The organism is Caballeronia humi (genome assembly GCF_001544475.1).
Classification (GTDB): Bacteria; Pseudomonadota; Gammaproteobacteria; order Burkholderiales; family Burkholderiaceae; genus Caballeronia; species Caballeronia humi.
In genome coordinates this window covers 24,061-46,704 of the sequence record NZ_FCNW02000048.1, presented here as the reverse complement: position 1 = coordinate 46,704, position 22,644 = coordinate 24,061, and the positions used below count along the sequence as shown (strand labels likewise).

At 62.3% G+C, this 22,644-nt stretch carries 21 protein-coding genes; 7 read left to right on the top strand and 14 right to left on the bottom strand.

What is annotated here, in order from left to right:
- Nucleotides 1-530 precede the first annotated feature (530 nt).
- The 9 genes from AWB65_RS28080 to AWB65_RS28040 form a co-directional block, all read right to left on the bottom strand.
- Complete coding sequence (locus tag AWB65_RS28080; protein ID WP_087670283.1) at nucleotides 531-1,649, bottom strand: asparaginase; 1,119 nt, start codon at nucleotides 1,647-1,649, stop codon at nucleotides 531-533.
- A 77-nt stretch (nucleotides 1,650-1,726) separates the two neighbouring features.
- The gene (aspA, locus tag AWB65_RS28075) at nucleotides 1,727-3,145 is read right to left on the bottom strand and encodes an aspartate ammonia-lyase (RefSeq protein WP_087670276.1); all 1,419 of its coding nucleotides are present in this window, start codon (nucleotides 3,143-3,145) and stop codon (nucleotides 1,727-1,729) included.
- Nucleotides 3,146-3,250: 105 nt separating this feature from the next.
- Entirely contained in the window at nucleotides 3,251-4,738 is a 1,488-nt protein-coding gene (gene cuyB, locus AWB65_RS28070; RefSeq protein ID WP_087670275.1) for a cysteate racemase, read from the bottom strand.
- Nucleotides 4,735-6,024, bottom strand: a complete 1,290-nt coding sequence (locus AWB65_RS28065) for a dicarboxylate/amino acid:cation symporter (protein ID WP_087670274.1) — start codon at nucleotides 6,022-6,024, stop codon at nucleotides 4,735-4,737. Before AWB65_RS28065 ends, cuyB begins: the two co-directional genes overlap by 4 nt.
- Before the next feature lie 178 nt (nucleotides 6,025-6,202).
- Nucleotides 6,203-7,117: a LysR substrate-binding domain-containing protein gene (locus AWB65_RS28060; RefSeq protein ID WP_087670282.1), complete on the bottom strand. Its 915-nt coding sequence runs from the start codon at nucleotides 7,115-7,117 to the stop codon at nucleotides 6,203-6,205.
- 220 nt (nucleotides 7,118-7,337) lie between these two features.
- Nucleotides 7,338-8,198 (bottom strand): helix-turn-helix domain-containing protein, encoded by an 861-nt coding sequence (locus tag AWB65_RS28055; RefSeq protein ID WP_087670273.1) that lies wholly within the window; start codon nucleotides 8,196-8,198, stop codon nucleotides 7,338-7,340.
- 36 nt (nucleotides 8,199-8,234) lie between these two features.
- On the bottom strand, nucleotides 8,235-8,792 hold the full coding sequence (locus tag AWB65_RS28050) for a carboxymuconolactone decarboxylase family protein (protein ID WP_087670272.1): 558 nt from the start codon (nucleotides 8,790-8,792) through the stop codon (nucleotides 8,235-8,237).
- A 136-nt stretch (nucleotides 8,793-8,928) separates the two neighbouring features.
- Nucleotides 8,929-9,114 (bottom strand): hypothetical protein, encoded by a 186-nt coding sequence (locus AWB65_RS28045; protein ID WP_087670271.1) that lies wholly within the window; start codon nucleotides 9,112-9,114, stop codon nucleotides 8,929-8,931.
- 39 nt (nucleotides 9,115-9,153) lie between these two features.
- Nucleotides 9,154-10,059, bottom strand: a complete 906-nt coding sequence (locus tag AWB65_RS28040) for a LysR family transcriptional regulator (RefSeq protein WP_087670270.1) — start codon at nucleotides 10,057-10,059, stop codon at nucleotides 9,154-9,156.
- A 99-nt stretch (nucleotides 10,060-10,158) separates the two neighbouring features.
- Between AWB65_RS28040 and AWB65_RS28035 the strand changes: the two genes are divergently transcribed.
- The 6 genes from AWB65_RS28035 to AWB65_RS28010 all read left to right on the top strand — a co-directional run bounded on the left by AWB65_RS28035 (nucleotide 10,159) and on the right by AWB65_RS28010 (nucleotide 14,957).
- Nucleotides 10,159-11,109 carry a ketopantoate reductase family protein gene (locus AWB65_RS28035; RefSeq protein ID WP_087670269.1) on the top strand — a complete coding sequence of 317 codons (951 nt, stop codon included), beginning with the start codon at nucleotides 10,159-10,161 and terminating at the stop codon, nucleotides 11,107-11,109.
- Nucleotides 11,106-11,492 (top strand): VOC family protein, encoded by a 387-nt coding sequence (locus AWB65_RS28030; protein ID WP_087670268.1) that lies wholly within the window; start codon nucleotides 11,106-11,108, stop codon nucleotides 11,490-11,492. The genes AWB65_RS28035 and AWB65_RS28030 overlap by 4 nt, the downstream gene beginning before the upstream one ends.
- 1 nt (nucleotide 11,493) lies before the next feature.
- On the top strand, nucleotides 11,494-11,952 hold the full coding sequence (locus tag AWB65_RS28025; RefSeq protein WP_087670267.1) for a MaoC family dehydratase: 459 nt from the start codon (nucleotides 11,494-11,496) through the stop codon (nucleotides 11,950-11,952).
- Complete coding sequence (locus tag AWB65_RS28020) at nucleotides 11,952-13,172, top strand: CaiB/BaiF CoA transferase family protein (protein WP_087670266.1); 1,221 nt, start codon at nucleotides 11,952-11,954, stop codon at nucleotides 13,170-13,172. The genes AWB65_RS28025 and AWB65_RS28020 overlap by 1 nt, the downstream gene beginning before the upstream one ends.
- Nucleotides 13,172-14,005, top strand: coding sequence for a shikimate dehydrogenase (gene aroE, locus AWB65_RS28015; protein ID WP_087670281.1), 834 nt, complete (start codon nucleotides 13,172-13,174; stop codon nucleotides 14,003-14,005). The genes AWB65_RS28020 and aroE overlap by 1 nt, the downstream gene beginning before the upstream one ends.
- Nucleotides 14,006-14,264: 259 nt before the next feature.
- A complete protein-coding gene (locus AWB65_RS28010; RefSeq protein ID WP_087670265.1) occupies nucleotides 14,265-14,957 on the top strand; it encodes an NnrU family protein in 693 nt (230 codons plus the stop codon).
- Between the two features lie 156 nt (nucleotides 14,958-15,113).
- Here the strand turns inward: AWB65_RS28010 and AWB65_RS28005 are convergent, their stop codons facing one another.
- From AWB65_RS28005 to AWB65_RS27985, 5 genes are read right to left on the bottom strand one after another with little or no spacing between them, the layout of a single operon-like run.
- Nucleotides 15,114-15,965 carry a carbohydrate ABC transporter permease gene (locus AWB65_RS28005; RefSeq protein ID WP_087670264.1) on the bottom strand — a complete coding sequence of 284 codons (852 nt, stop codon included), beginning with the start codon at nucleotides 15,963-15,965 and terminating at the stop codon, nucleotides 15,114-15,116.
- 10 nt (nucleotides 15,966-15,975) lie between these two features.
- Complete coding sequence (locus tag AWB65_RS28000) at nucleotides 15,976-16,890, bottom strand: carbohydrate ABC transporter permease (protein ID WP_087670263.1); 915 nt, start codon at nucleotides 16,888-16,890, stop codon at nucleotides 15,976-15,978.
- A gap of 58 nt (nucleotides 16,891-16,948) precedes the next feature.
- A complete protein-coding gene (locus AWB65_RS27995; protein WP_087670262.1) occupies nucleotides 16,949-18,187 on the bottom strand; it encodes an ABC transporter substrate-binding protein in 1,239 nt (412 codons plus the stop codon).
- A 33-nt stretch (nucleotides 18,188-18,220) separates the two neighbouring features.
- Complete coding sequence (locus AWB65_RS27990; RefSeq protein WP_087670261.1) at nucleotides 18,221-20,152, bottom strand: beta-galactosidase; 1,932 nt, start codon at nucleotides 20,150-20,152, stop codon at nucleotides 18,221-18,223.
- Between the two features lie 8 nt (nucleotides 20,153-20,160).
- Nucleotides 20,161-21,300: an ABC transporter ATP-binding protein gene (locus AWB65_RS27985; protein WP_087670260.1), complete on the bottom strand. Its 1,140-nt coding sequence runs from the start codon at nucleotides 21,298-21,300 to the stop codon at nucleotides 20,161-20,163.
- Between the two features lie 271 nt (nucleotides 21,301-21,571).
- Between AWB65_RS27985 and AWB65_RS27980 the strand changes: the two genes are divergently transcribed.
- Nucleotides 21,572-22,594, top strand: a complete 1,023-nt coding sequence (locus AWB65_RS27980; RefSeq protein ID WP_087670259.1) for a LacI family DNA-binding transcriptional regulator — start codon at nucleotides 21,572-21,574, stop codon at nucleotides 22,592-22,594.
- The last annotated feature ends 50 nt before the right edge of the window (nucleotides 22,595-22,644 follow it).

Genomic DNA, 22,644 nt, shown 5'->3' with positions numbered 1-22,644 from the left:
TAAAGGGCTTCACCGGCGCGTGACCGATCGTACGGAGAGGCTGCAGTCGAATTTGATTCAGTTTTGAACAGACAAGAGAAAGTGGACCGCATGGCTGATCGCCGTCGAGCCTTCGCATGAAAAATCGGTTTATCGTTTGCGCGCCTTTACCGTCCGCGTTTTAATCCGCGGATAAGTCCCATTAGCAATGCTGCTACGAATAAATTCCGAATTGTTTCAGGGCAGATCGATTGGTTAGCTGATATGCGACGCAGGGAAAGAAGTTGTCGCTCGCGGAGAAATGCATCGGCAAGCCACAAAAGGGCTCTATTCGATTTGCGCTTTGCGCGCGCCGGCAACGAGGGTACAAGGCACGCAAATGGAAAACGTTACATGCAGAAGAAACGATCGTGCGTTTTTGTCGAAATCGACTATCGTCTTCGAACGGTCACCGTGTGTGGTCATCGCTGCGGAAGCTCATTCCGCAGCCCGCCCAACCGCCGTGTCGAGCACATAAGTGAAACGACGGAAGGGGAGCCAACAAACGCCAATCACCACGTTCCGCCAAACGCCTGCTGTACTTTTTGCGAATCAGTAACACCGTTCGCAATCAGCAACTGTGTAAGCAACCGGGCCTTTTGCGGATTCAAGTCAAGCGAGACGACGAAACCTCTCTTGTCATCGTCGACCTCCACGTTTCTGTTCACGAATCCGGACATCACACGTGTCGAACGGACGACGACGATCCCCTTCCTGGCCGCGCGGTCGAGCGCAGCGAGCGCTTCCTTCGACGCGTCGCCATCACCCTCGCCCGCCAGCACGATACCCTTCGCTCCGTCGCTGATCGCGTGGTCGATCTGCAGCCCATCCATGTTGCTATGCGCATACACAATCTCGACGCGCGGCAATGGGCCGGCCGCCGGCAAGCCCAGCACGTTGCGCGCCGATTGCGGCGGCGGCGTGACAAAACGCACGCTCGCCGGATCAACATAGCCGATCGCGCCCGCATTCGGCGAAGCGAAGGCCTGCACCGCGGTCGTATTGGTCTTCGTGATCCAGCGCGGCCCGTGAATCTGATCGTTCATCACGACCATCACGCCGCGCCCCTGAGACTTCGTGCTCGCCGCCACTTCGACGGCCTCATAAAGATTGCCGGGACCATCGGCGCTCGTCGAGCCTCCGGGACGCATGGAGCCAACCAGCACCACCGGCTTGTCCGAGCGCAGCACGCTTTGAAGGAAGAACGCGGTTTCCTCGACCGTATCGGTGCCGTGCGTAATCACGACGCCGTCCACCTCGTTCCGGTCGAATGCCTCCTGAATCCGGTGCGCCAGTTGAAACCAGATCTTGTCGCTCATGTCCTGCGAGCCCACATTCGATATCTGCTCGGCGCTGATATTCGCGAGCTTCTCGATGCCCGGAACGCCCCGGACGAGATCCTGGCCGAGCACGTTGCCCGAGTTGTAACCGATCGCGGAGCGCGGATCAGCCGTCCCCGAGATCGTCCCGCCCGTTGCCAGCACGAGAATGCGCGGCGTGCCGGCTGCGGGCGCCGTCGACGCGTCCGGTGCCGCATCAGCGGCCCACGCGCTCGTTGCACTGAGGGCGCTCGCGCCCACCACAAGCCCTGCCACAAGCATTGAACGCTGCACGATGGTCTTGATGCTCATTTCCATTCTCCTCGGTTGATTGGACAGCGCAACGACGGGACGTCGCGGATCGGCGAAGCGCCCCGTCTGATGTTTCCTTACGCAGCGGACGAAATCTTCCTCGGCTGCGTCAGCATGGCGGGCTGCAGGATCTCGTCGAGTTGCAACTGGCTCAAGAGCCCCTTCTCGACTACAATCTCCGCGACGCTCCGGCCCGACGCGAGCGCTTCCTTCGCGACTTCCGTCGAGTGCGTGTAGCCGATGTAGGGATTGAGCGCGGTCACGATGCCGATCGACTGCTCGACGATCGCGCGCAGCCGGTCCCGATTGGCCGTGATGCCGTCGACGCATTTCGAGGCGAGTGTGAGGCACCCCGCCCGCAGGTGGGCGACGCTCTTGAAGAGGCTATGGGCGATGATAGGCTCGAACGCGTTGAGCTGAAGCTGGCCCGCCTCCGCTGCGAAGCTGACCGTCACATCGTTGCCAATGACTTCGAACGCGATCTGGTTGACGACTTCCGGAATGACCGGATTCACCTTGCCCGGCATGATGCTTGAGCCGGCCTGCACGGGCGGCAGGTTGATTTCCCCGAAGCCGGCGCGCGGGCCGCTCGAGAGAAGCCGAAGGTCGTTGCAAGTCTTCGAGAGCTTGACCGCGACGCGCTTCAACACACCGGAAAGCTGCACGAACGAGCCGACATCCTGCGTCGCTTCGACCAGGTTCGGCGACGTCGTGAGTTCGATGCCGGTCACATCGCTCAAATGCCGGCACGCAAGCTGCGCATACTCCGGATGCGTATTGATGCCGGTCCCGATCGCCGTCGCGCCCAGGTTGATCTCGCAGATCAGCTTCGCGGCTTCCTTGAGCCGCTCTTCGTCTTCGCCGAGCATGACCGCGAACGTGCTGAACTCCTGCCCGAGCGTCATCGGCACCGCATCCTGAAGCTGCGTGCGGCCCATCTTGAGGTCGCTGCTGAACTCCCGTGCCTTGCGCTCGAATGATGCCCGCAGCACGCCCATCGCCTCGACCAGTTGCATGATGCCCGCATAGGTGGCGATCTTCAGGGCGGTCGGGTAGACATCGTTCGTGCTCTGTCCGAGATTCACGTCCTCGTTCGGATGCAGAACGCCGTACTCGCCCCGCTGATGGCCGAGATGTTCGAGCGCGAGATTCGCGATGACCTCGTTCGCGTTCATGTTGGTCGAAGTGCCCGCGCCGCCCTGGATGACATCGACGACGAAGTGATCGTGCGCCGTGCCCGAGCGCACTTGTCTGCACGCCTGGACGATGGCTTGCATCTTGAGTTCGCTCAGTAACCCGAGATCGTAGTTGGCGAGCGCGGCGGCTTCCTTCACGCTCGCCAGTGCGTTGACGAGATTCGGATAGACCGAGATAGGGATACCCGTGATCGGGAAATTGTCGAGTGCCCGCAGCGTGTGGACGCCATAGTAGGCTGCGGCGGGCACGGCGAGGTCGCCGAGAAGGTCGTGTTCGATACGTTCGGTAAGCGTGAGCATGATTTCTCTTCCTTTCAAAGTGCGGATGATGCTGACGAACGGAGTCATCCGGCGCACGTCGTGCGCAGGCTGGTCAGCAATATCAATTGGGGTGGATCAGTCGCTTCAGGTTGCTTCGAGCAGCGGGGATGCGGTTAGCGCTGCCGCCGTGCTCGCATACGTGACGCACTGTCTTGCAAGCACGTCGGTCGGGTCGATCAGTTGCACGCGCGCGCCGTTTCGCCCGGTGAAATCAGTCTGCGGAAACAAGAGCGGCAATTCGGTACATCCGAGGATGATGACCTCGACGCCCTCGGTGATCAGCCCATCGATCGCGGCGGCGATATCCTCCTGGCACTGTCCGGTCGTAAAGCCGGCCTTCACGCCCTCCTTGCCGTAGATCGCCTCCATGACGCGAGCCTGTAAGGCGGGCCCCGGAACGATCTGCCGCAAGCCCTGCGACTCGAGCGCTTTTTCGTAGACGCCGCTCGCTACCGTACCCGACGTCGCCAGCACGCCCACTGTGCGCAGCGCTGGAAACGTCTCGCGAAGATATCGGACTGTCACGGTCAGCATGTTCACGATAGGAACGGCGAGATACGGTTGAATGCGCTCGACGAAAGCATGAGCGGTATTGCACGGGATGGCGATGATGTCCGCGCCACCCGCTTCGAGCCTCTTGCAGGTCGCATAGAGCGAGATGGTCGGGTCGGGACCGTTGCCGATCAGGTTCTCCGTGCGGTCCGGAATCTGTGGATTCTGCTCGACCATTAGCTTGATATGGTCCTGGTCGCGCCGCGCGGGTGTGGCGCGCACGATCTTGTGAATGAAATCGACGGTCGCCGCCGGCCCTACTCCGCCGACCACACCCACCTTGAAGATCGTTTCCGGGGACCCGTATTGGCCCGACACCACGTATTGTGCATAGACGAGGTTCGAATCCACCAGCGGGACCCGCAGAGGACCGATGTCCTCGGCGACGAGCGCGATTTCCGTCAGGCCCGGCACGATGACATTGGCACCCTGCGCGATGAGGTCCTCGCATGCCTCGCGCAACAGTTCGACCGGCCGGCCACGCAGATTGCCGCTTTTCACGCCGTCTGGTCCATAGACGGCCTCGGTGACGAGGTCGATGCCTTCGGCCAGGCGCGGATGAATCACTTCGAACTCGGGCGCCGCGAAATACTTTTCGAATAGGCCTATGCGCCGCGCATAGCCGGATGCCAGCACGCCGACACGGCGAACAGCAGGAAACTTCCTTCTTACATGGCTGCGGACCGCCTCGACCATGTCGACAATCTGCAATGGCGAGTTGGCCTTCAGCTCATCGATGAAAGTGTGGCTGAGGAAGCAAGGAAGCACGATCGTCGTCACGCCGCGCTTTTCGAAGCTGTTCAACAGATCGAAGATGTACAGCTTTCGTTGCGTCAACGTCTCGCTGCCTGCATCGGAACCCCGGAAGGGATGCTGCTCGAAGATGGCATCGAGATGATCCCCGTCGCTTGCCGCGGGCATCGACTTGATCAGCTTGAAGAAGACGTCCGCGCTCGCGAGCGGCCCGAGGCCGCCTACGACGCCGAACTTCCGCACGCTAGTCTGACTGCCGTCGCTCATTTCGGCTCGCCTTCGAACTGGCCGAACGTGACCGCCTGTGCAACACGCTCTTCCCGCACCGCGCGCCGGACTTCCCACTTGGCGATGACCGCCGTGGCGATGCTGTTGCCGATCACGTTCGTCGCCGTGCGTCCCATGTCGAGGATCTGATCGATGGCGAGCACCAGTACCACGCCCGAAGGCGGCAGGTGGAACATCGGTGCCACGGCCGCGACCACCACCACCGAGCCTCGCGCGACCCCGGCCATTCCCTTGCTGCTGACCATCAGGACGAGCAACATCAGAATCTGCGTGCCGAGCGGCATGTCGATGCCGAACGCCTGGGCAATGAAAATCGCCGCGAATGCCTGATACATCATCGAACCGTCGAGATTGAATGCATACCCGAGAGGCAAGGTGAAGCCGACGACTTTCTTGTCGACGCCGAATTCCTCGAGCTTCTCGGTCAGGCGCGGATACGCGGCCTCACTGCTCGCTGTCGAAAAAGCGAGCATCGCGGGCTCGCGGATCGCCTTCAGCAGCGCCCAGATCGGGTTGCCCAGAAATGCATAGCCGACCAGGATGAGCGCGGTCCACAGGAGCGCGAGACCTGCATAGAAGCTGCCGATGAGCTTGCCGTAGGTCATCAGCACGTCGAGCCCGTGCACGGTGATCGCGGAGGCGAGCGCACCGAAGACACCGAGCGGCGCGAGCCGCATGACGTAGTCGGTCAGCTTCAGCATGGCGGGCACGAGCGCATCGACGGCCGCGATCAACGGCGTCACGCGAGGGTCAGACTTGATCACGCTCAGGACGATGCCGAACAGCACGGAAAAGACCAGGATCTGGAGGATGTCGTTGCGCGCCATCGCATCGAGGATGCTGGTGGGAAACGCGTGCGTCACGAAGTCCTTGAAGTTCAGGCCGCTGGTGTTGAGGCCAGTCGCCACGTCGGCGCTCGTCTGGGTCAGGTGCAATCCTGCGCCCGGCTGGAACAGGTCCGCGAGGAAGAGGCCGAGCGCAAGCGAGAACAGCGACGCGCACAGGAACCATCCGATCGACCTCAACCCGATTCGGCGCACATCGCTCGTGCCTTCCATGCCGGCGAGGCCGGAGACGAGCGTAGCCAGAACCAGCGGCGCAATGATCATCTTCACGAGGCGCAGGAAGATATCGGTGACGACCGAGAAGTAGCCAGCAATTGCCTTGGCTTGAGCCGCATCCGCAGCCGACCGATGGCAGACGTAGCCGACAGCCACGCCGAGTACCATGCCAGCAAGAATATAAAGGGTGAGTCGATTTTTCATTTGTCTCCGTCCAAGGATGGCGCGCTAGGGTCGCGACCGCTGCGCGCTCGGGGGCTGTCAAGAACGCCAGGGATTGCGCGGCGTTTTTGTGTCTGGACGGAATCTTAGGGAAGCTAGAAAAAAGGTGAATGCTAGTCCTGCATATGGTTATGCGACTTTCGCATAACGCGGGACAACCCTATCCGGTGACGCCGGAAGCGGCGCGAAGATGACGCCAGAGCGATTCCAGAAACTCGCTGTGGTTCGATGCATCCCGGTACACCCGAAGCTCGACTTCGAGTTGCCACTCCGCGGTTCCGGCCGGCACGAGGTCGCCGGCGTCGAGTTCGGCGAGGATGGAGCTTTTCGGCAGCCACGCGACTCCTTCGCCTTCGAGAACGAGCTTCTTGACCACTTCCGCCATGTCCGATTCGTAATGAAGTCGCAAGGCAGGAGCGGCCTTCGCATGCCCCAGCAGCACTGCGAGGCAACGCCCGAAGTAACTGGTTTCCGTGTAGGAGATGAGCGGTAAAGGACGGTCGTTCGTGCCGGGCAGCCGGAATGCGGGAGCGCTTCGCTGATTGGGCTTGCAAACCGGCATGAAGGTGTCGGCACCTACGGTGAGGTATTCGTATCGCGACGGATCCAGATGAAGCGGCAGCTCGGGATGGTGATAGGCGAACATCAACTCGCAGTTGCCGTTGACGAGCATCAGGATCGAATCGTGCACGTTGGCCGGAATGACGCGGGCGCGCACCTCGTCGAAATGTGAAGAGAGCGCTCGCAGCCAGGCAGGCAGAAAGTTGAGCGCGATGGTATGGCCGGCCGCGATCTGCACCCCCTTGCCGGCGATGCGCTGCTCAGTGCGAATGATGGCGCGCGTGTCGAAGAGCTTCTCGATGATGTCCTCGGCCGCTTCGCGAAAGAGTTGTCCCGCTGGCGTCAATGTAGGCGGAAAGCTGCTTCGATTGATGAGATCGGCGCCGACCCACTGCTCGAGCGACTGAATCCGCCTGCTAAACCCGGACTGCGTCACGTTACGAAATTCCGCCGCTCGCGAGAAGCTTTGATATTGCGCGAGCGCGATGAAGTCTTCGATCCACTTGATTTCCATGACCTGTCCGTATCGGTTCCGGCGACAAGGCAGATCGGCCGCCAGGAGACCTCGAAATTCTACGCTGACGGAGTGTTCGTGGAAGCTGGCCACCGGCATCGTCACTATCGCAGTGCGTGCGGCGATGCTGAGCGTCGGCACGTCGCTCATGTCGGTCGCCCTGGTCCGCTGCTGCGAATCAACGCATCGCCGAGATCCTCACCCCACGGCCCTCGCCTTCTCAATTTCCAGCGGTCTGGCGTTTCTTCGACTCCGCTTCGAGCAATTGCAGATGGCGTGCTTCCGTTGCATCGTCGGCGGGGAACATGCATTCCAGACGAAGTTCCTGCGCGGCCACGGTTTGCGGCGTTCCAACGCTCGTCACCAGCGAAAAATAACGAAGCACGGCGCCTTCGCTGATGAAGCCCAGCGGAATGACCGGCATGGTGGGCGTATCGGACGGCGCATGATGCGCTTTCCAGTCGCGCGGCACGTCGGGATACGCGAGCAGTTCGTCGAGCAAACGCCCTGTGTCGTCGTCGATCACGTGACCGACCGATTCCCGATACACCCGCTGCAGCAAGCTTCGGCAGACGTTGTCCCAATCGGCCACGAACGGACGCATGCCCTGTGGATCGAATATCAGATGCAGCATGTTGCGCGGCCCCTGCCGCGAACTCATGTCGATGAAGTGGTTGAAAAAGCGCGGCGCGGCGTCGTTGGTCATCAGCACGTTCCAGTGACGGTCCATCACCATCGCCGGATACGGCTCGTGCTGACGAACCATCCGTTCGAGCGCGCGGACGACGCTTTGCATTTCATGCGCATTCCACGGCGCCTCTGAATACAAGGGGGCGTATCCAGCGGCGAGCAGCAGGGCATTGCGCTCGCGCAGCGGCACTTCGAGCGTCTGCGCGAGAGTCAGGAGCGTGTTCCGGCCCGGCACGCTGCGTCCGCTTTCAATGAAACTGATCTGCCTCTGCGAGATTCCCGTTTCCAGCGACAGATCAAGCTGGCTCATGCCCCGTACATCCCGCCAGTAACGCAACAGATCGCCAAGTTCGCTCGACGATACCTTCGAATTAGGATGCGTAGGGTTCATCGGAGTCCCTGACTCATGCGGATGACGAATACAGACTCAGGATGCGGGCGCGTGCCAGGCGAATTCCTCGAACGGCGCTTCAAGGACCGGCTTGGTCACGCTCGCGGTGTAGTTCGTGATCGTGGATGCGGCGACCACAGCGATGACTTCGAGCAGTTGCTCCGGGCTGAACCCTGCTTCAAAGAAGCGACTCTGTTCCGATTCGGCAAGACGCCCGCGCTTGTCGATCAGCGCGCGCGCCAGCGTCGACAGCGCGGCCAGTCCCGCGTCATCGGGCAGGCCGCCGTGCCGCATTGCATCGACATCGGCAGGACGTACGCCTTGCTTCAACGCGAGCGCGGTGTGAAATGCGACAGGCCACTCGCTGGCGTTCGTCACCGCGTTGGTCAACAACAGCGTCTGGATCTGCGGCTCCGTCAGACTGCTCGCATGCACGCGCTCGAACAGGCCGATGAAGCCGTTGATCAGCACCGGTGAAGTAGCCATCGCGGCCGCGATGTTCGGGATCAGGCCGAACGCCTGTTGCAATTGCTTTAGCACGGGCTTCGATTGCGCCGGGGCGGACTCGATCGTGTGGACGGTATGGTCGGACATCTTAACTCCTTGACTGGAAACGCCACCGGATTGGTGACGCGACAGCCAAAGAGTAGCGATGCTGGTTCATCACGCCAATTACATGGGAGGTAATCATTAGCCCACGCATACCGAAATGAAAACCCTCTCCGATGCCTTACGGGTGGACCGCCTTCGCAACAGCGGGTTGTGAAGAACGCCGCGCGCCGACGAGCAGCAACGCCGCAAGCACCACCACACCGCACAACAGAATAAGTCCTGCCACGCTGGAGCCGGAGCTCGCGGCCGCTAACGCCTTCACGTTCGGCGACACGAAATTGCCGATGTTGCCGATTCTATTCAAGCGGATAGTTCGCTCTGTGGAAGAGTCAGGCGTAACAGGTCAGCGCAAGCTGCTGAACAACTGAGCCACCACCTCGCGCAGCCAGCGATTACCCGCTTCATGGTGATACCTGGCGTGCCAGTGCTGCCGCACGGCAAAGCCGTCCACGGAAAACGGGCATGGATGGATCGACAGTTCGTTGACTTTTGCCAGCGTCTGGCCGATGTGCCGCGGCAGCGTGGCAATCAGGTCTGTCGTCTGGATGATCGCACCCAGTCCGAGAAAGCCCGGCAACTCCAGTACGACGTTCCGCTGGATCTGCTCGCGCAAGAGCGCCTGTTCCAGCAACTGGGCGCCCGTCCCCGCCGCGATCGCAACGTGTCCCTCGGCGCGGTACTGCTTCACGCCTAACCGGGTCCGCAAGCGCGGATGGTGTCGATTTGCCAGGCATACCCAGTCCTGCGAATACAACTGCTGCTGATAAATCCCTCCGCCGAGCCATGGCACATGGCCGATCGCGAGGTCGGCCTCGCCGGACTCCAGCGCCCGCTCAGTGTTCCCATCGATCCTCGCTACCTCCAGACGAATGCCCGGCGCCTGCGCGCGCATGTGCGCCAGCAGTCGGGGCAGCAGCGTGACGTGACTCGCATCGGTCAGACAGATGCGGAACCGTCTCTTCGCGGTGGCGGGATCGAAAGCAATTTCCCACGCAGCGAAACGCCGCAACGACTCCAGAATCTCGCGGCACGGCCCGATCAGGGCGTCGGCCTGCGGCGTCGGCGCCATGCCGCCGGGCGTGCGGATGAACAAAGGGTCTTGCAGAAATTCGCGCAGACGCCCGAGCCAGATGCTGACCGTCGGCTGGCTCTGTCCCAGTTGCTCCGCCGCGCGAGTAACGCTGCGTGTGTCGTACAGCAGGTCGAAAAGCTGCAACAGTTTGAGATCGGGTAGCTCGCCGGTAGTCATGGCCGTTATTCGATTTACGCAATGACCTCATTGTAGTCATTGAATTGCCACGATGAACGGCAACTTCTATCGTTGCGTCAACACATCAAGGAGACGCAAATGAAGATCGCAATCCTGGGGGCCGGCGCGCTGGGCTGCGCCATCGGTTCCACCCTGAGTCAGGGTGGTCACGAGACCTGGCTGATCGACCGCTCGGCGGCACACGTCGGAGCAATGTGCCGCGACGGCTTGTTAGTCGACGATGCCGATGGCTCCCGGTATGTCAAGGTCCGCGCGACGACGCAGGCCGCGGAAGTTGGCGCGGTCGATCTCGTCGTCGTGCTGGTCAAGTCCTTTCACACCGATTCGGCGATGCGCAGCGCGCTCGGTCTCATCGGCCCGGACACGCTCGTGCTGTCACTGCAGAACGGACTCGGCCACGAAGACGTCCTCAGCGAGATCGTCGGACGTGAGCGCGTGCTGGCGGGCAAGACCTACGTCGGCGGAGTGCTGCGCGGTCCCGGGCATATCCAGTCCGGCGTTAGCGGAAAACTCACCTACATCGGCGAGCTCGATGGGCAGATCACGCAACGAGTGCAGGCGATTGCCGAAGCGTTCAACGCGTCGGGTCTGAGGACGACCGTGAGCGACAACATCCTCGGCACGATGTGGGACAAGTTGCTGATCAACGTCGCGACGGGCGCAGTGACCGGCATTACCCGTCTCACATACGGGCAGCTTTACGAAGAACCGGTTCTCAAGGAAACCGCGCTGGCCGCCGTGGCCGAGGCGATGGCTGCTGCGAAAGCAGCCGGCATCAGGCTGTCGATGACGGACGCGGAGCAAGCGTGGACATTGGCGGCCGAAGGCCTTTCGCCTGAGTTCAAGACGTCGATGCTGCAAAGCCTCGAGAAGGGTTCGGTCACGGAAATCGACTTCATCAATGGCGCGGTCGTGCGCTGGGGCGAACGGCTCGGCGTACCGACCCCGGTCAATTCGACGCTGGTTGCGTGCGTCAAGGGCATCGAGCGCGCCATGACGGACCGGCAAGCCAAGGAGACAACAGCATGAAGAAGGCCTATCTGGAACACGTCGCCATCTGGGTGAAGGACATCCATTGGCACATTCGCTTCTTCGAAGACGTGCTCGGCATGACGATGCGCGAGGTCGACGGCACTGTCGACGAACCTCGTCAGTACTGGACGCTCGGAGGCTTGCAATTTATCCACAAGCCCGACTACGGGAGTCCCGAAGGACGGCTCGCCCATCTGGGCGTGATGTGCGAGGACCTTGAAGCAGCGCTTACCGCCGCGCAACGTTATGAAGTCAGCGAAATGCCGCAGGGACGCAACTGGATTCGCCTCCCCGATGGACTCGCCGTCGAACTGATTCAGGCGAAGCCAGTTTCGTGCGTGGCGCAGGCGCTTTCGATCAACCCGCGTGCGGAGGCATGACATGACAATCATCGATAAATACTGGGACGACGCCCGCGAAGGCGACGAGTGCACGAGTCCGGCCTATACGGTCACCAAGGAACGCATCCTGGCTTATGCGGACCTCACCGGCGATCACACGCCGGTTCACGTGGACGAGGAATACGCGAACGCCAGCCACTTCGGTTCGATCGTCGCACACGGTCTCTTTGGCTTGTCCGTCGCCGACGGTCTCAAGACCCAAAGCGAATACCGCTTCCTGCCGGGCATGTCGCTCGGCTGGACGTGGGACTTCAACCTGCCGATCAAGGTCAACGACGTGTTGCACGTCAAGTTTCGCGTCGGCTCGATGCGCGCGAGCAAGAGCCGTCCCGACTGGGGCATCGTCGTGCTGCCGTCGGATCTGATCAATCAGGACGGCCAGGTCGTCCAGCATGGCGAGCATCGTCTGATGGTGCCGCGCCGGCCGGGAGCGTTCTGATGCAGGCACGTCCTCTCGAAGGGATACGCGTCGTCGACTACAGCCACTTTCTGGCGGGGCCGTATGTCGGACGCTGTCTCGCGGCACTCGGCGCCGAAGTCATCAAGGTCGAACGGCCCGTCAGCGGCGACGCGGGCCGTCAGCACGCCACCGTGCTCGACGATGAACAGAGCGCCTACTTCCTGCAACTCAACATGGGCAAGCGCGGCGTCAGCGTGAATATGCGTGATGCGCGCGGCAAGGAGTTCATGCAGCGCCTGTGCGACTCGGCGGATGTGTTCGTCGAAAATTACCGGCCGGGTGCGCTGAAGAAGCTCGGGCTCGGTTACGACGAACTGTCCGCGCGCAATCCGGGTCTCGTTTATTGCTCGATCTCGGCGTACGGCCATACTGGGCCCGATGCGCATCGCGCAGGTTTTGGCCTGATCGCCGAAGCGAAGAGCGGGATCATGCAGATGATCGGCAATCCGGGGGAGCCGCCACCGCTGATGCGCATCTCCCTGGGCGACATGTACACCGGCATCCACGCAGTCGCGGCGATCAACGCGGCGCTCCTCGGTCGCGTGAAGAGCGGCCGGGGTCAGCATATCGACATGGCGTTGTACGACACGCTCGTGTCGATGCACGAATACGCGGTGCAGTATTACACGATGCAGGGCATCGTCCCTGAGCAGACCGGCCACGATATGCCGACGTCGACGCTCTACGGCGTGTTCCGTGCAGCGGATGGCGACCTCGTGATCGCCGCACAGGTGGACGACGCGTGGAAGCGTTTCGCGGCCTTGGTGGAAACGCATGGCGGCCCGGCTGGCTTCGGCACCGACGCACGGTTTCATACGCTCAACGGGCGCAATGCGAATCGGCTGGACATATTGTCCGTGGTGAAGCCCTGGGTCGCGGCGCGGCCGGTCGCCGAGGTGCTGAGTCTGCTCGACAGCATCGACGTGCCCTGCGCCAAGGTGCAGCGCATCGATGAAGTGCTCGCCGATCCGCAGATCATCGCGCGGGGCATGGTGGTCGAGCAGGAGCATCCGCGGTTCGGGACCTTGCGCCTGCCGAACCTGCCGTTCCGCTTCTCCGACTGCGACACGACCATCCGCGAAGTCGGCCCGGACCTCGGCCAGCACAACGCGCAAGTCGCGCAGTCGCTGGGTTTCGATGCCGCCGAAATCGACGCAATGCAAACCGACGGTGTGCTGTACTCGAAAGTGAGGCCATGATGAGCGACCAATACGCAGTGATCGGCAACCCGATCGGACACACGAAATCTCCGCTGATACATGGCCTCTTCGCAGAAGAGACACGGCAGGACTTGTCCTACACGGCGGTCGAAGGTCCACTGGAGCCGCAGGGCGCGTTCGCTGAGACCGTGCGCGCGTTCATCGCCAACGGCGGCAAAGGGATGAACGTAACCGCGCCGTTCAAGCTGCAGGCGTTCGCGATGGCGGACGAACGCAGCGAGCGCGCCGAACTGGCTGGCGCCGTCAACGCGATGAAGTTCGAAGGCGGCCGCATCATCGCCGAGAACTTCGATGGGATCGGACTCGTGCGCGACATCGAACGGAACCTTGGCTTGCCGATGGCTGGCAAGCGCGTGCTGATGCTCGGTGCCGGCGGCGCCGCGCGCGGGGCGTTGCTGCCATTCCTCGCGGCGGGGCCAGCGGAAATGGTCATCGTCAATCGCGACGTCGAGAAGGCGAAGGCGCTTGCGGCCACGGTCGGCGGACGTGGCGCCCTTCTCGCCTGCGCCTACAGAGATCTCGAAACAATGGGACGCTTCGATCTGGTGGTCAACGCGACGTCGGCCAGTCTTACCGGCGGGTTGCCACCGGTTCCGCCAAGCGTCTTCAGCCCGGAAGGGGCAGCCTACGAACTCGCTTACGGCAAGCGATTGACGCCCTTCCTCCGCTTGGCGCGCAATGCGGGCGTGCGCACCATCGCGGATGGCGTGGGCATGCTGGTGGAACAGGCAGCGGAAGCTTTCGACTGGTGGCGCGGCGTGCGGCCCGAGACGCGGACCGTGATCAATCGACTTACCGTGCCGCTGGACTAAACGTGCGAGAGTTCAGTGACGGGAGGTGCGTCGACGCTCTTGGGAATTCGTGGAGGCCGAGGTGAATCTGCCGCGATGTCTGCGCGCCTATTAGAATTGATCGAAGACCCCGATCCTCGACAGTCCTTGGGCGCCGTTACCTGTGCAACTGGCTCGCTGATCGGCGCACAATCAAGCTTGCAACACGATCGATGACAACTTGGCAACTCGGACGGTGACCACCCCGAAAATCGGATCTGTGACAGATGGAGGCGCATTCATGGGAAGCACCAATGAAGTCGTGGCGGCGGCAGTCGCCTTCGTGGGTAGCCACTTTCTGTTGTCCCATCCGCTGCGCGGTCGGGTGGTCCGCGCGGTAGGCGAAGCGGGCTTCCAGGGCGTCTATTCGCTCGTCGCGATCCTGACGTTCGGCTGGCTGATCCTGGCCTACCGCAAGGCGCCCATGACGGCACCACTATGGCCGGTAGGCAACGCACTCTGGGCGGTGGTGACCGCCGTCATGCTGATCGCGTCGATCCTTCTGATGGGCTCGCTGATCCGCAACCCCGCCCTTCCCACCGGAGGCCGCACCGGCTCGTTCCCGGAAGCCGCCCGGGGCGTCTTTGCCATAACACGCCACCCGATGATGTGGTCGTTTGCTCTTTGGGGGCTGTGCCACATCGCCGTGTTCCCGGTGGCCAAGAACATCGTCGTCGCGACGGCAATGGTCATCCTCGCGCTCGTCGGCGCCGCGCTGCAGGACCGGAAGAAGGAGCAGCTCCAGCCTGATCTCTGGCCCGCCTGGGAGTCGAAGACGAGTTTTCTGCCGTTCGCGGCGGTCGCCGCTGGCCGCGCGCGGCTCGGCGGCTTCGGCTTGCATGCGCTTTTGGGCGGTCTCGTGGTCTGGCTCGCAGCGACTTGGGCCCACATCCCGTTGACCGGCTGGGCGGCGGGCATCTGGCGCTGGCTTTAGCAAAGGCCATCACGTCCAATGCTTCCGGCCCACCTGATGTCAGGTTCGAGGCACCCGTTTCCGATGCGGCGAAGCGGGCCGAGCGAATAGACTTGCCGCATCCGTAGACGCCCCAAAGTTGCGCTGAAGTTGCGCTGAAGCTGAGGCGGCCCTCATTTACCCTTTGGTCGCTCCGAACGTCAAACCCGCCACGAAATGCCGCTGCATGGCGAAAAACATCATGACCGACGGGAGCGCTGCAAGGATCGACCCGGCTGAGACGAGATTCCACGCCGTGACCCACTGCCCCTTCAACGCGGCAACCCCTACGGTGATCGGCGCGGCTTCATCGCCTTGCGTGAGGCAGAGCGCCCAGAAATAATCGTTCCAGACGAACGTGAACACGAGGATTGCGAGCGCGGCGAGTGCCGGACGAATCAGCGGCAGGATGATCTTGAAGAACACCGTCCATTCGTTTGCGCCTTCGATACGCGCCGCTTCGATCAGTTCGAACGGCAACTGCTTGATGAAGTTACGCAGAAACAGCGCGCAGAATCCCGTCTGAAACGAGACGTGAAACAGAATCAGCGCGCCGACCGTGTTGAACAGGCCGAGTTGCAGCGAGAGATCGCGCACTGGAATCATCAGGATCTGGATCGGCACGAAGTTGCCCGCGACGAATGTCGCAAACAGCACCGAGTTGCCCCTGAAACTGTAGACCGCCAGTGCAAATCCGGCCATCGCCGCAAGCGCAATCGATCCGACGACAGCAGGCACCGTAATCAGCACGCTGTTCCAGAAGTAATGAAGCATCGGCGACGCCGTCAGCGCCTCGCGATAGTTCGCGATCAGCGAGAAATGCTCCGGCCAGCCCCAGTAGTTGCCCTGCACGAGCTCGTCGGCCGAGCGTATCGAGGTCACCATCACGGCGATCAGCGGCAACAGCCAGATGACGAGCGCAAGCGGCAGCGACAACTTGTAGAGCGCCCGGTTCGCGGGCTTCCATTTGGCGATGGGTGTCGGAAACACGGCCTGCTCCTTAACTCTCGGTGCGCAGCATCCTGCGCAAGTGATAGACGATGTACACCATCATGATCGCGAACAGCACCACGGCAATCGCGGCCGAATAGCCGATGCGGTAGTACTTGATCGCCTGGTCGTACATGTAATAGGCGAGCACCGTTGAACTCTCGAACGGCCCTCCTCCGCTCATCACGGCGATCAGATCGAAGCTGCGCAACGCGCCGATGATGGTGACCACGATCGCCATGAAGGTCGTCGGTCTCAATTGCGGGAGGATCACGTGCCAGAGCATCGTCCACCCGCTCGCGCCCTCCATGCGTGCCGCCTCGATCTGCTCCGCATTCAGCGACGTCAGCCCCGTCAGGTACAGGATCATGCAATACGCGGTTTGCGGCCAGAGCGCCGCGAAGATGATGCCGAACGTGACATAGCGCGGATCGCCGAGGACGGGCACGCCGTGTCCGAGAATCAGCTTGAGCAGGCCGAAGGTCGGGTCGTAGAACCAGCTGAACATCAGGCCGACCACCACGCCCGAGAGCACGAAAGGCGCGAAGAACAGCGACTTGACCACGCGGATGCCGGCCACCGCCTGATTCAGATACAGGGCGACGGCGAGCCCCATTGGCGGCGCGAGCAAAAAGAGCACGAGCCACAGCACGTTGTTCTTCAGCGCGGTGTAGAACGTCGGCGCCTGAAACAGTTCGACGTAGTTGCCGATGCCGACGAATGTCTTCTCGGCCATCCCGTCCCAGTTATAGAAACTGAGCCCGATACTCGATACGATCGGCCATATCACGTAGATGCCGACCATCACGCACGCCGGCGCTAGAAAGAGGAACGCGGCGAGCCGCTGCTGACGCGCCGTCGCTGTTGCGCGACGACGGCCACGCCGCTTTGTCGAAGGCAGAGCGATAGTGTCGGTTGATTGCATGATCGTGCTCCTTGCAGGCTGGACGACGCACCTGAAGCGCGCCGTCCAGCCGCGTCCGTCACTTCTTGTAGATGCGCTGGCGAGTCGCTTCGAGCTGCGCAAGGATCGAATCGAGCTTCGTCGGGTCGGAGATGAACTGCTGCATGCCCTTCATGCCTTCGTCCGCCATTTCTTTCGTCATGTCGCGATCGTAGAACTGCGCGATTCCGCCCTTGGTGTTCGAAAGAATCTGGAAGCCGATCTTCGAAATCGGCTCTTCCGGCTCCGGCGACTTGCTATTCGCCGAAAGCGACCCCAACCCCTTCGCCAGTTGCGCCCCGATCTCGGGCGTCTCCATGTACGCGAGGAACGTGTGCGCGTCGGCCTTGTTCTTCGCCTTCGCGGGAATGTGCATCGACTCGACCGGTCCGTCTTCCGCCGTCGGCACCTTGTCGTCGATGATCGGGAACTGGAAGTAGCCCATCTCCGGCTTGACGTTCTGCGGAAAGCCCGCGGCGATGAACGTGCCCATCAGCATCATCGCGGCCTTGCCCTGGAACAGGAACGGCTGAACCGCATCGAGATCGTAGGACAGCGAGTTGTCGATGAACACCTTGTCGTCGATCAGTTCCTTCCACGTCGTGTACACCTTCTTCACGCGCGGATCGGTGTACGGCACTTCGCCCGCCATGAGCTTCTGGTGAAACGCGTTGCCGTTGATGCGCAAGTCGAGATAGTCGAACCATCCCGCGAGCGTCCACGCATCGCGGCCCGCCACCGCCACCGGTGCGATGCCCGCCGCTTTGAGCTTCTTGCACGCTTCGAGGAACTCGGGCCACGTCTTCGGCTCGCCCGCGATGCCCGCCTTCTGGAACAGGTCCTTGCGATAGAACATGCCCCACGAGTAATAGACGGTCGGGGCGGCGTATTGCTTGCCGTTGTACGACGAAGCCTCCTTCGTCGATGCGTACATCGAATTCCAGTTGTTCTTGTTCCAGTCGTTCGTGAGGTCCTCGAACAGACCGCGCTTTGCGTAGTACGCCATGCGCTCGCCGTTGTGCCAGGTCACCACGTCCGGCGACACGGTCGTAAGCCAGCCGGGCAATTGCACCTTGTAGGCTTCTTCATCGACGAAGGCCACTTTCAGGTCGATTTCGGGATGCGCCTTCTTGAACTGGTCGAAGATCTGTTGCCAGACCACGCGCTGCCCGGCCCCTTTGAACGCGACATTCACCGCCAGCGTCCCCGCCTGCGCCGTTCCCGCCAGCGCGGCCGCGAACGCAGCGCCCGCCAGTGCCTTGCGAATCGTGTGTTTCATGCGTGTCTCCTCATTGATGAGTGTGTTCTGGTGTTAGTGCGAGCGATAGATCGAGACGCCCTGCGGTGGCACGTCCTGCTGTCCCGCGACGAAGCGCGCCGCTTCCTCGATTCGATACGGCGTCACGCCGTAGTTGAAGACATAGGTCAGCGGGCCGCGACGGCTCACGCGCACGCCTTCGGGCAAGCGGCGCGGCGCGAGCCCCGCTGCTCCCGCGATGCGTTCGAAGACCTGTTGCGTGTAAGCATCGTCGAAGAGGCTTGCGAGGTAGCTGATCGACCCGTGCGACACGACGGCCGGATGCCCGTCGGCGAAGCGCGCCTGCACTTGTACGCCCTCGCCGCACTCGATGAAGTCTCGCCAGTGACGCGACTCGCCGCCGCCGTCGACCGCTTCGGTCACGTTCGGCCGCATCGATTCGACGCGCCATACGCGGATCGGCAGCACGTCGCCGGGCGGAAGGGTTGCGGGGATCGTGAGGCTTGATGTCTTCGATCCCGTGCGCGGGCCCAGCACGATTTGCGCATTCGACGAAGCAAGCCGCGCCGCCAGCGTCGCCGGCAGGACTGGCAGCGGCGGAACGACAATCATGCTGTAGCCGTCGAGCGGTGCATCGGCCGGTATCACATCGACGTCGAGTCCGAGGCTGCGCAACGCGCTGTAGTATTCGAACGCAAAGCGCGGATAGTGGAAGTCGGCACCCTGCGGATGAATCTCGAAGAGCCACTTCGCTTCGTAATCCCAGATCAGCGCGACTTTCGCGGCGACCTGCGATTCGCCGTCGGCCTTCAGCACGTCTGCGATCTCGCGCGCCACGGTCTGCGCTTCGACGCCGCCCACGTCGAGCCGGTTGTCCGGCCGGTTGAGCCCCGCGTGCATCTGCTCCTGCCCGAACGGCACCTGTCGCCAGCGGAAATACGACACGCATCCCGCGCCATGCGCGAACGCTTCCCAACTCCACAGGCGCACCATGCCCGGTAGCGGCGCGGGATTCCACATCGCCCAGTTCACCGGGCCGGGCTGCTGCTCCATCACCCAGAATGGCTCCTTCGACATGCCGCGATACACGTCGTGGTTGAACGATGCGAAATCAGGATGCCCGGTGCGCAGCCACTTCGCCTTGATCGACGGGTCGAACCACTGTTCTTCGAGCGCCCCGAGCGGATAGCTGTCCCATGTTGCGATATCGAGATCGGCGGCGACCTTGTAGTGATCGAACTCCGTGAAGAGCTGCATGAAATTGTGTGCGACAGGACGTCCCGGCGAATACGCGCGGATGATATCGACCTGCATGCGGTTGTAGCGCACGACTTCGTCAGAAGCGAAGCGGCGGTAGTCCAGCCGGTGTGACGGATGCGCTTCGGTCACGGTCGCGACCGGCGGATCGATCTCGTCGAAACCGCGGTATTCCATGCTCCAGAACACCGTGCCCCATGCGGCATTCAGCGCGTCGATGCTTACGTAGCGCGCCCGCAGCCACTCGCGAAAGCGCTTCGCGGCTGCGTCAGAATAGCTGACCACCGTATGGTGGCAACCGAATTCGTTATCGGTCTGCCAGTACGCGACTGCGGGATGCCGGCCGTACCGCTCGGCGACCGCGGTACAGATTTTCGCGGATGCTTCGAAATACGACGGCGATGAAAAATCGTAATGACGCCGCGAGCCGAAGTTGCGCGCGCGGCCATCGGCGCCCACGGGAAGAATATCGGGATGAAGATCGATCAGCCACTTCGGCGGCGTGGCGGTCGGCGTGCACATGACGACCTTCAGGCCCTCCCCGGCGAGCGTTTCTATCGCACGATCGAGCCAGTCCCAGTCATATTCGCCCGGCGTCGGCTCGATCCGGCTCCATGCGAATTCGCCGATCCGCACGCGATCGATGCCGAGCGCCTTCATGCGCGCGGCGTCGTCCTTCCACATCGATTCAGGCCAGTGTTCCGGGTAATAGCAAACTCCAAGACGCATGTGCGCTCCTACGCAAATTGGGCAACGTGAGCCGAAGCGACGGCGAATCCGTCTTCGGTGAAGAGGTGACACGACGAGCGCGGCACGTTGAACGCGACCGTATCGCCCTGGCGCGGCGTGCAGTCGCCCGGCGCCTTCGCGATCAGGACGGCACCGCCCGGCTGGTCGAGATGAAGGTAGCTGTGCTCGCCCAGTTGCTCGACGAGCGACACCGTGCGCCTGATGTGTTGCGCACCCGGTGCAACGAGCGGATCGAGATGTTCGGGACGAATGCCCAGCGTGACGGGCAGCCCGGGAACCAGCCCCGAGCCGTCGATGTCGGTATCGATCGGCTCGCCCGTGCCGTCGAGCGCGATGCGCACGCCGGTGCTTCGCGCCGACACCACGCGCGCCGGCAGGAAGTTCATCCTCGGCGAGCCGATGAAGCCCGCGACGAAGAGACTTCGCGGCCGGTGATACAACTCGAGCGGCGTGCCGACCTGCGCAATGCTGCCGTGCTTCGCGGTGTCCGCGCCCGCATGGAGGAGGACGATCTTGTCGGCGAGCGTCATCGCTTCGATCTGGTCGTGCGTGACATAGACGACGCTGGCCTTCTCGAACTGCTGGTGCAGCCGCGCAATTTCGACGCGCGTCTGGCCGCGCAGCGTGGCATCGAGATTGGAAAGCGGTTCGTCGAAGAGAAAGACGCCCGGGCTGCGCACGATCGCGCGCCCGATCGCCACGCGTTGCCGCTGGCCGCCCGACAGCGCCTTGGGCCGCCGCTCCAGCAGCGCTTCGAGTTGCAGCACGCGCGCGGCCTCGCGTACCTTGCGGTCGATTTCGTCCTTCGGCGTCTTTGCGAGCGTCAGGCCGAAGGCCATGTTCTCGTAGACGGTCATGTGCGGAAAGAGCGCGTAGCTCTGGAACACCATCGCGACACCGCGCCTGGCGGCCGGAATGTCGTTCACGAGGGCCGAGCCGATGTACAGGTCGCCGTCGGTGATGTCCTCCAGGCCCGCGATCATGCGCAAAAGCGTTGACTTGCCACAACCGGACGGTCCGAGAAACACGCAAAACTCGTGTTCGCCGATCTCGAGATTCACATCGCGAATCACCGGCGCGTGATCGCCGTAGGACTTCTGAACCGAACGCAACGAGATGCTCGCCATGCTGTCGTCTCCGTATTTCTACGCGGAGACTTTTAAAGGTTAAGCGTTTAACCTAATGCCCGTCAAAAAGCGATCTTGTTTAGGGATCGCTCGGGCTGTCTCCGTCTGTATTTTTGAACTGCTTTGCTGGCGAATTTAGCGCTATGAGTCAGCGGATGCAAATGCCGGGACGTCATCCCAAATTTTGGTCTCACACCTGGAAGATGTACATGAATCGTTCACGACGGCACAGTGCGCTCGATAAAGACAAACGCGAGCCAGCTTCCGACCGATGACGACCCTTACCGAAGTGGCGAAACTCGCCGGTGTAACCGCGGCGACTGTCTCCAATGTCCTGCGCAATCGCGGCAAGGTGGGCGTGGCGACGCGTCAGCGCGTGCTCGAAGCCGTCGATACGCTCGGCTACCGGCCGCATCTGACCGCGCGCGCGCTCGCCGAAGGCAGCGCTCCTACCCTCGCGCTGATGGTGTCGAGCATCGCCAATCCGTTCTATCCGGAGTTCGCGTTGGCGGCAGAGCGGGCGGCGCGACAAAGCGGTCGCTTTCTCATCGTCTGCAACACCAACGAAGATCCCGCGATCGGCCGGGCGTACCTCGAACAGATCGCGGGTACGCTCTCCGAAGGCGTGCTCGTGATGAACGCAAACCTCGATTTCGATGACCTTCGCAAAACACAGGCACGCGGCACGGCAGTGGTCCTGTGCATGTGGGAGCGGCCTGATGCGCCTCCGGGCATGCCGTGTATCGCGGTGGACTTCTTTGCTGCGGGCGCGCTGGCAGCGCGGCATCTGCTCGACCTGGGGCACAAGCGGATCGGGGCGATCATAGGCAGTCAGGCGGATGGCGTTCACGCGGCACGCTACGAGGGTTTCTGCGCGACATTGCGCGAGGCCGGTATCGCGCATGTTCCGGCCGAAGCCCGTTTCACCCGCGATTCGATTCAGGGTGGCTACGAGGCCGCGACGGAACTCCTCACGGCATTGCCTGAAGTGACTGCGATCTTTGCGACCAATGACCTGCCCGCACTGGGCGCGATGCATGCCGCAGCGGACCTCGGCCGTAAAGTACCGGAGGATCTTTCGGTTATAGGCATCACGGACATTCAACTGGCGCGCGAGTCGCGGCCCGCCCTCTCCACGGTGGCGGTGCCCACGGAAGCCGCCGCGACGATGGCGGTCAGATTGCTGCGCGCCTTGATCGACGGGTCTGCGGTGGGCGCGCTGATGCAAGTCGCGCCTGCGCCAGAACTGGTCGTCCGTGCGTCAACGGGTTCGGCGCGGAACCGGCGCTCGTGAAACGCTGCGAGAGCGGTTCGGCTTGAAATTACGCGGAGGCCGGCGTCGTT

Bases quoted from the DNA above. Each gene is read 5' to 3' on its own strand.
- AWB65_RS28080 (WP_087670283.1), bottom strand. From the start codon at position 1,649: ATGAGCATCAAGACCATCGTGCAGCGTTCAATGCTTGTGGCAGGGCTT.
- aspA (WP_087670276.1), bottom strand. From the start codon at position 3,145: ATGCTCACGCTTACCGAACGTATCGAACACGACCTTCTCGGCGACCTC.
- cuyB (WP_087670275.1), bottom strand. From the start codon at position 4,738: ATGAGCGACGGCAGTCAGACTAGCGTGCGGAAGTTCGGCGTCGTAGGC.
- AWB65_RS28065 (WP_087670274.1), bottom strand. From the start codon at position 6,024: ATGAAAAATCGACTCACCCTTTATATTCTTGCTGGCATGGTACTCGGC.
- AWB65_RS28060 (WP_087670282.1), bottom strand. From the start codon at position 7,117: ATGGAAATCAAGTGGATCGAAGACTTCATCGCGCTCGCGCAATATCAA.
- AWB65_RS28055 (WP_087670273.1), bottom strand. From the start codon at position 8,198: ATGAACCCTACGCATCCTAATTCGAAGGTATCGTCGAGCGAACTTGGC.
- AWB65_RS28050 (WP_087670272.1), bottom strand. From the start codon at position 8,792: ATGTCCGACCATACCGTCCACACGATCGAGTCCGCCCCGGCGCAATCG.
- AWB65_RS28040 (WP_087670270.1), bottom strand. From the start codon at position 10,059: ATGACTACCGGCGAGCTACCCGATCTCAAACTGTTGCAGCTTTTCGAC.
- AWB65_RS28035 (WP_087670269.1), top strand. From the start codon at position 10,159: ATGAAGATCGCAATCCTGGGGGCCGGCGCGCTGGGCTGCGCCATCGGT.
- AWB65_RS28030 (WP_087670268.1), top strand. From the start codon at position 11,106: ATGAAGAAGGCCTATCTGGAACACGTCGCCATCTGGGTGAAGGACATC.
- AWB65_RS28025 (WP_087670267.1), top strand. From the start codon at position 11,494: ATGACAATCATCGATAAATACTGGGACGACGCCCGCGAAGGCGACGAG.
- AWB65_RS28020 (WP_087670266.1), top strand. From the start codon at position 11,952: ATGCAGGCACGTCCTCTCGAAGGGATACGCGTCGTCGACTACAGCCAC.
- aroE (WP_087670281.1), top strand. From the start codon at position 13,172: ATGAGCGACCAATACGCAGTGATCGGCAACCCGATCGGACACACGAAA.
- AWB65_RS28010 (WP_087670265.1), top strand. From the start codon at position 14,265: ATGGGAAGCACCAATGAAGTCGTGGCGGCGGCAGTCGCCTTCGTGGGT.
- AWB65_RS28000 (WP_087670263.1), bottom strand. From the start codon at position 16,890: ATGCAATCAACCGACACTATCGCTCTGCCTTCGACAAAGCGGCGTGGC.
- AWB65_RS27995 (WP_087670262.1), bottom strand. From the start codon at position 18,187: ATGAAACACACGATTCGCAAGGCACTGGCGGGCGCTGCGTTCGCGGCC.
- AWB65_RS27990 (WP_087670261.1), bottom strand. From the start codon at position 20,152: ATGCGTCTTGGAGTTTGCTATTACCCGGAACACTGGCCTGAATCGATG.
- AWB65_RS27985 (WP_087670260.1), bottom strand. From the start codon at position 21,300: ATGGCGAGCATCTCGTTGCGTTCGGTTCAGAAGTCCTACGGCGATCAC.
- AWB65_RS27980 (WP_087670259.1), top strand. From the start codon at position 21,572: ATGACGACCCTTACCGAAGTGGCGAAACTCGCCGGTGTAACCGCGGCG.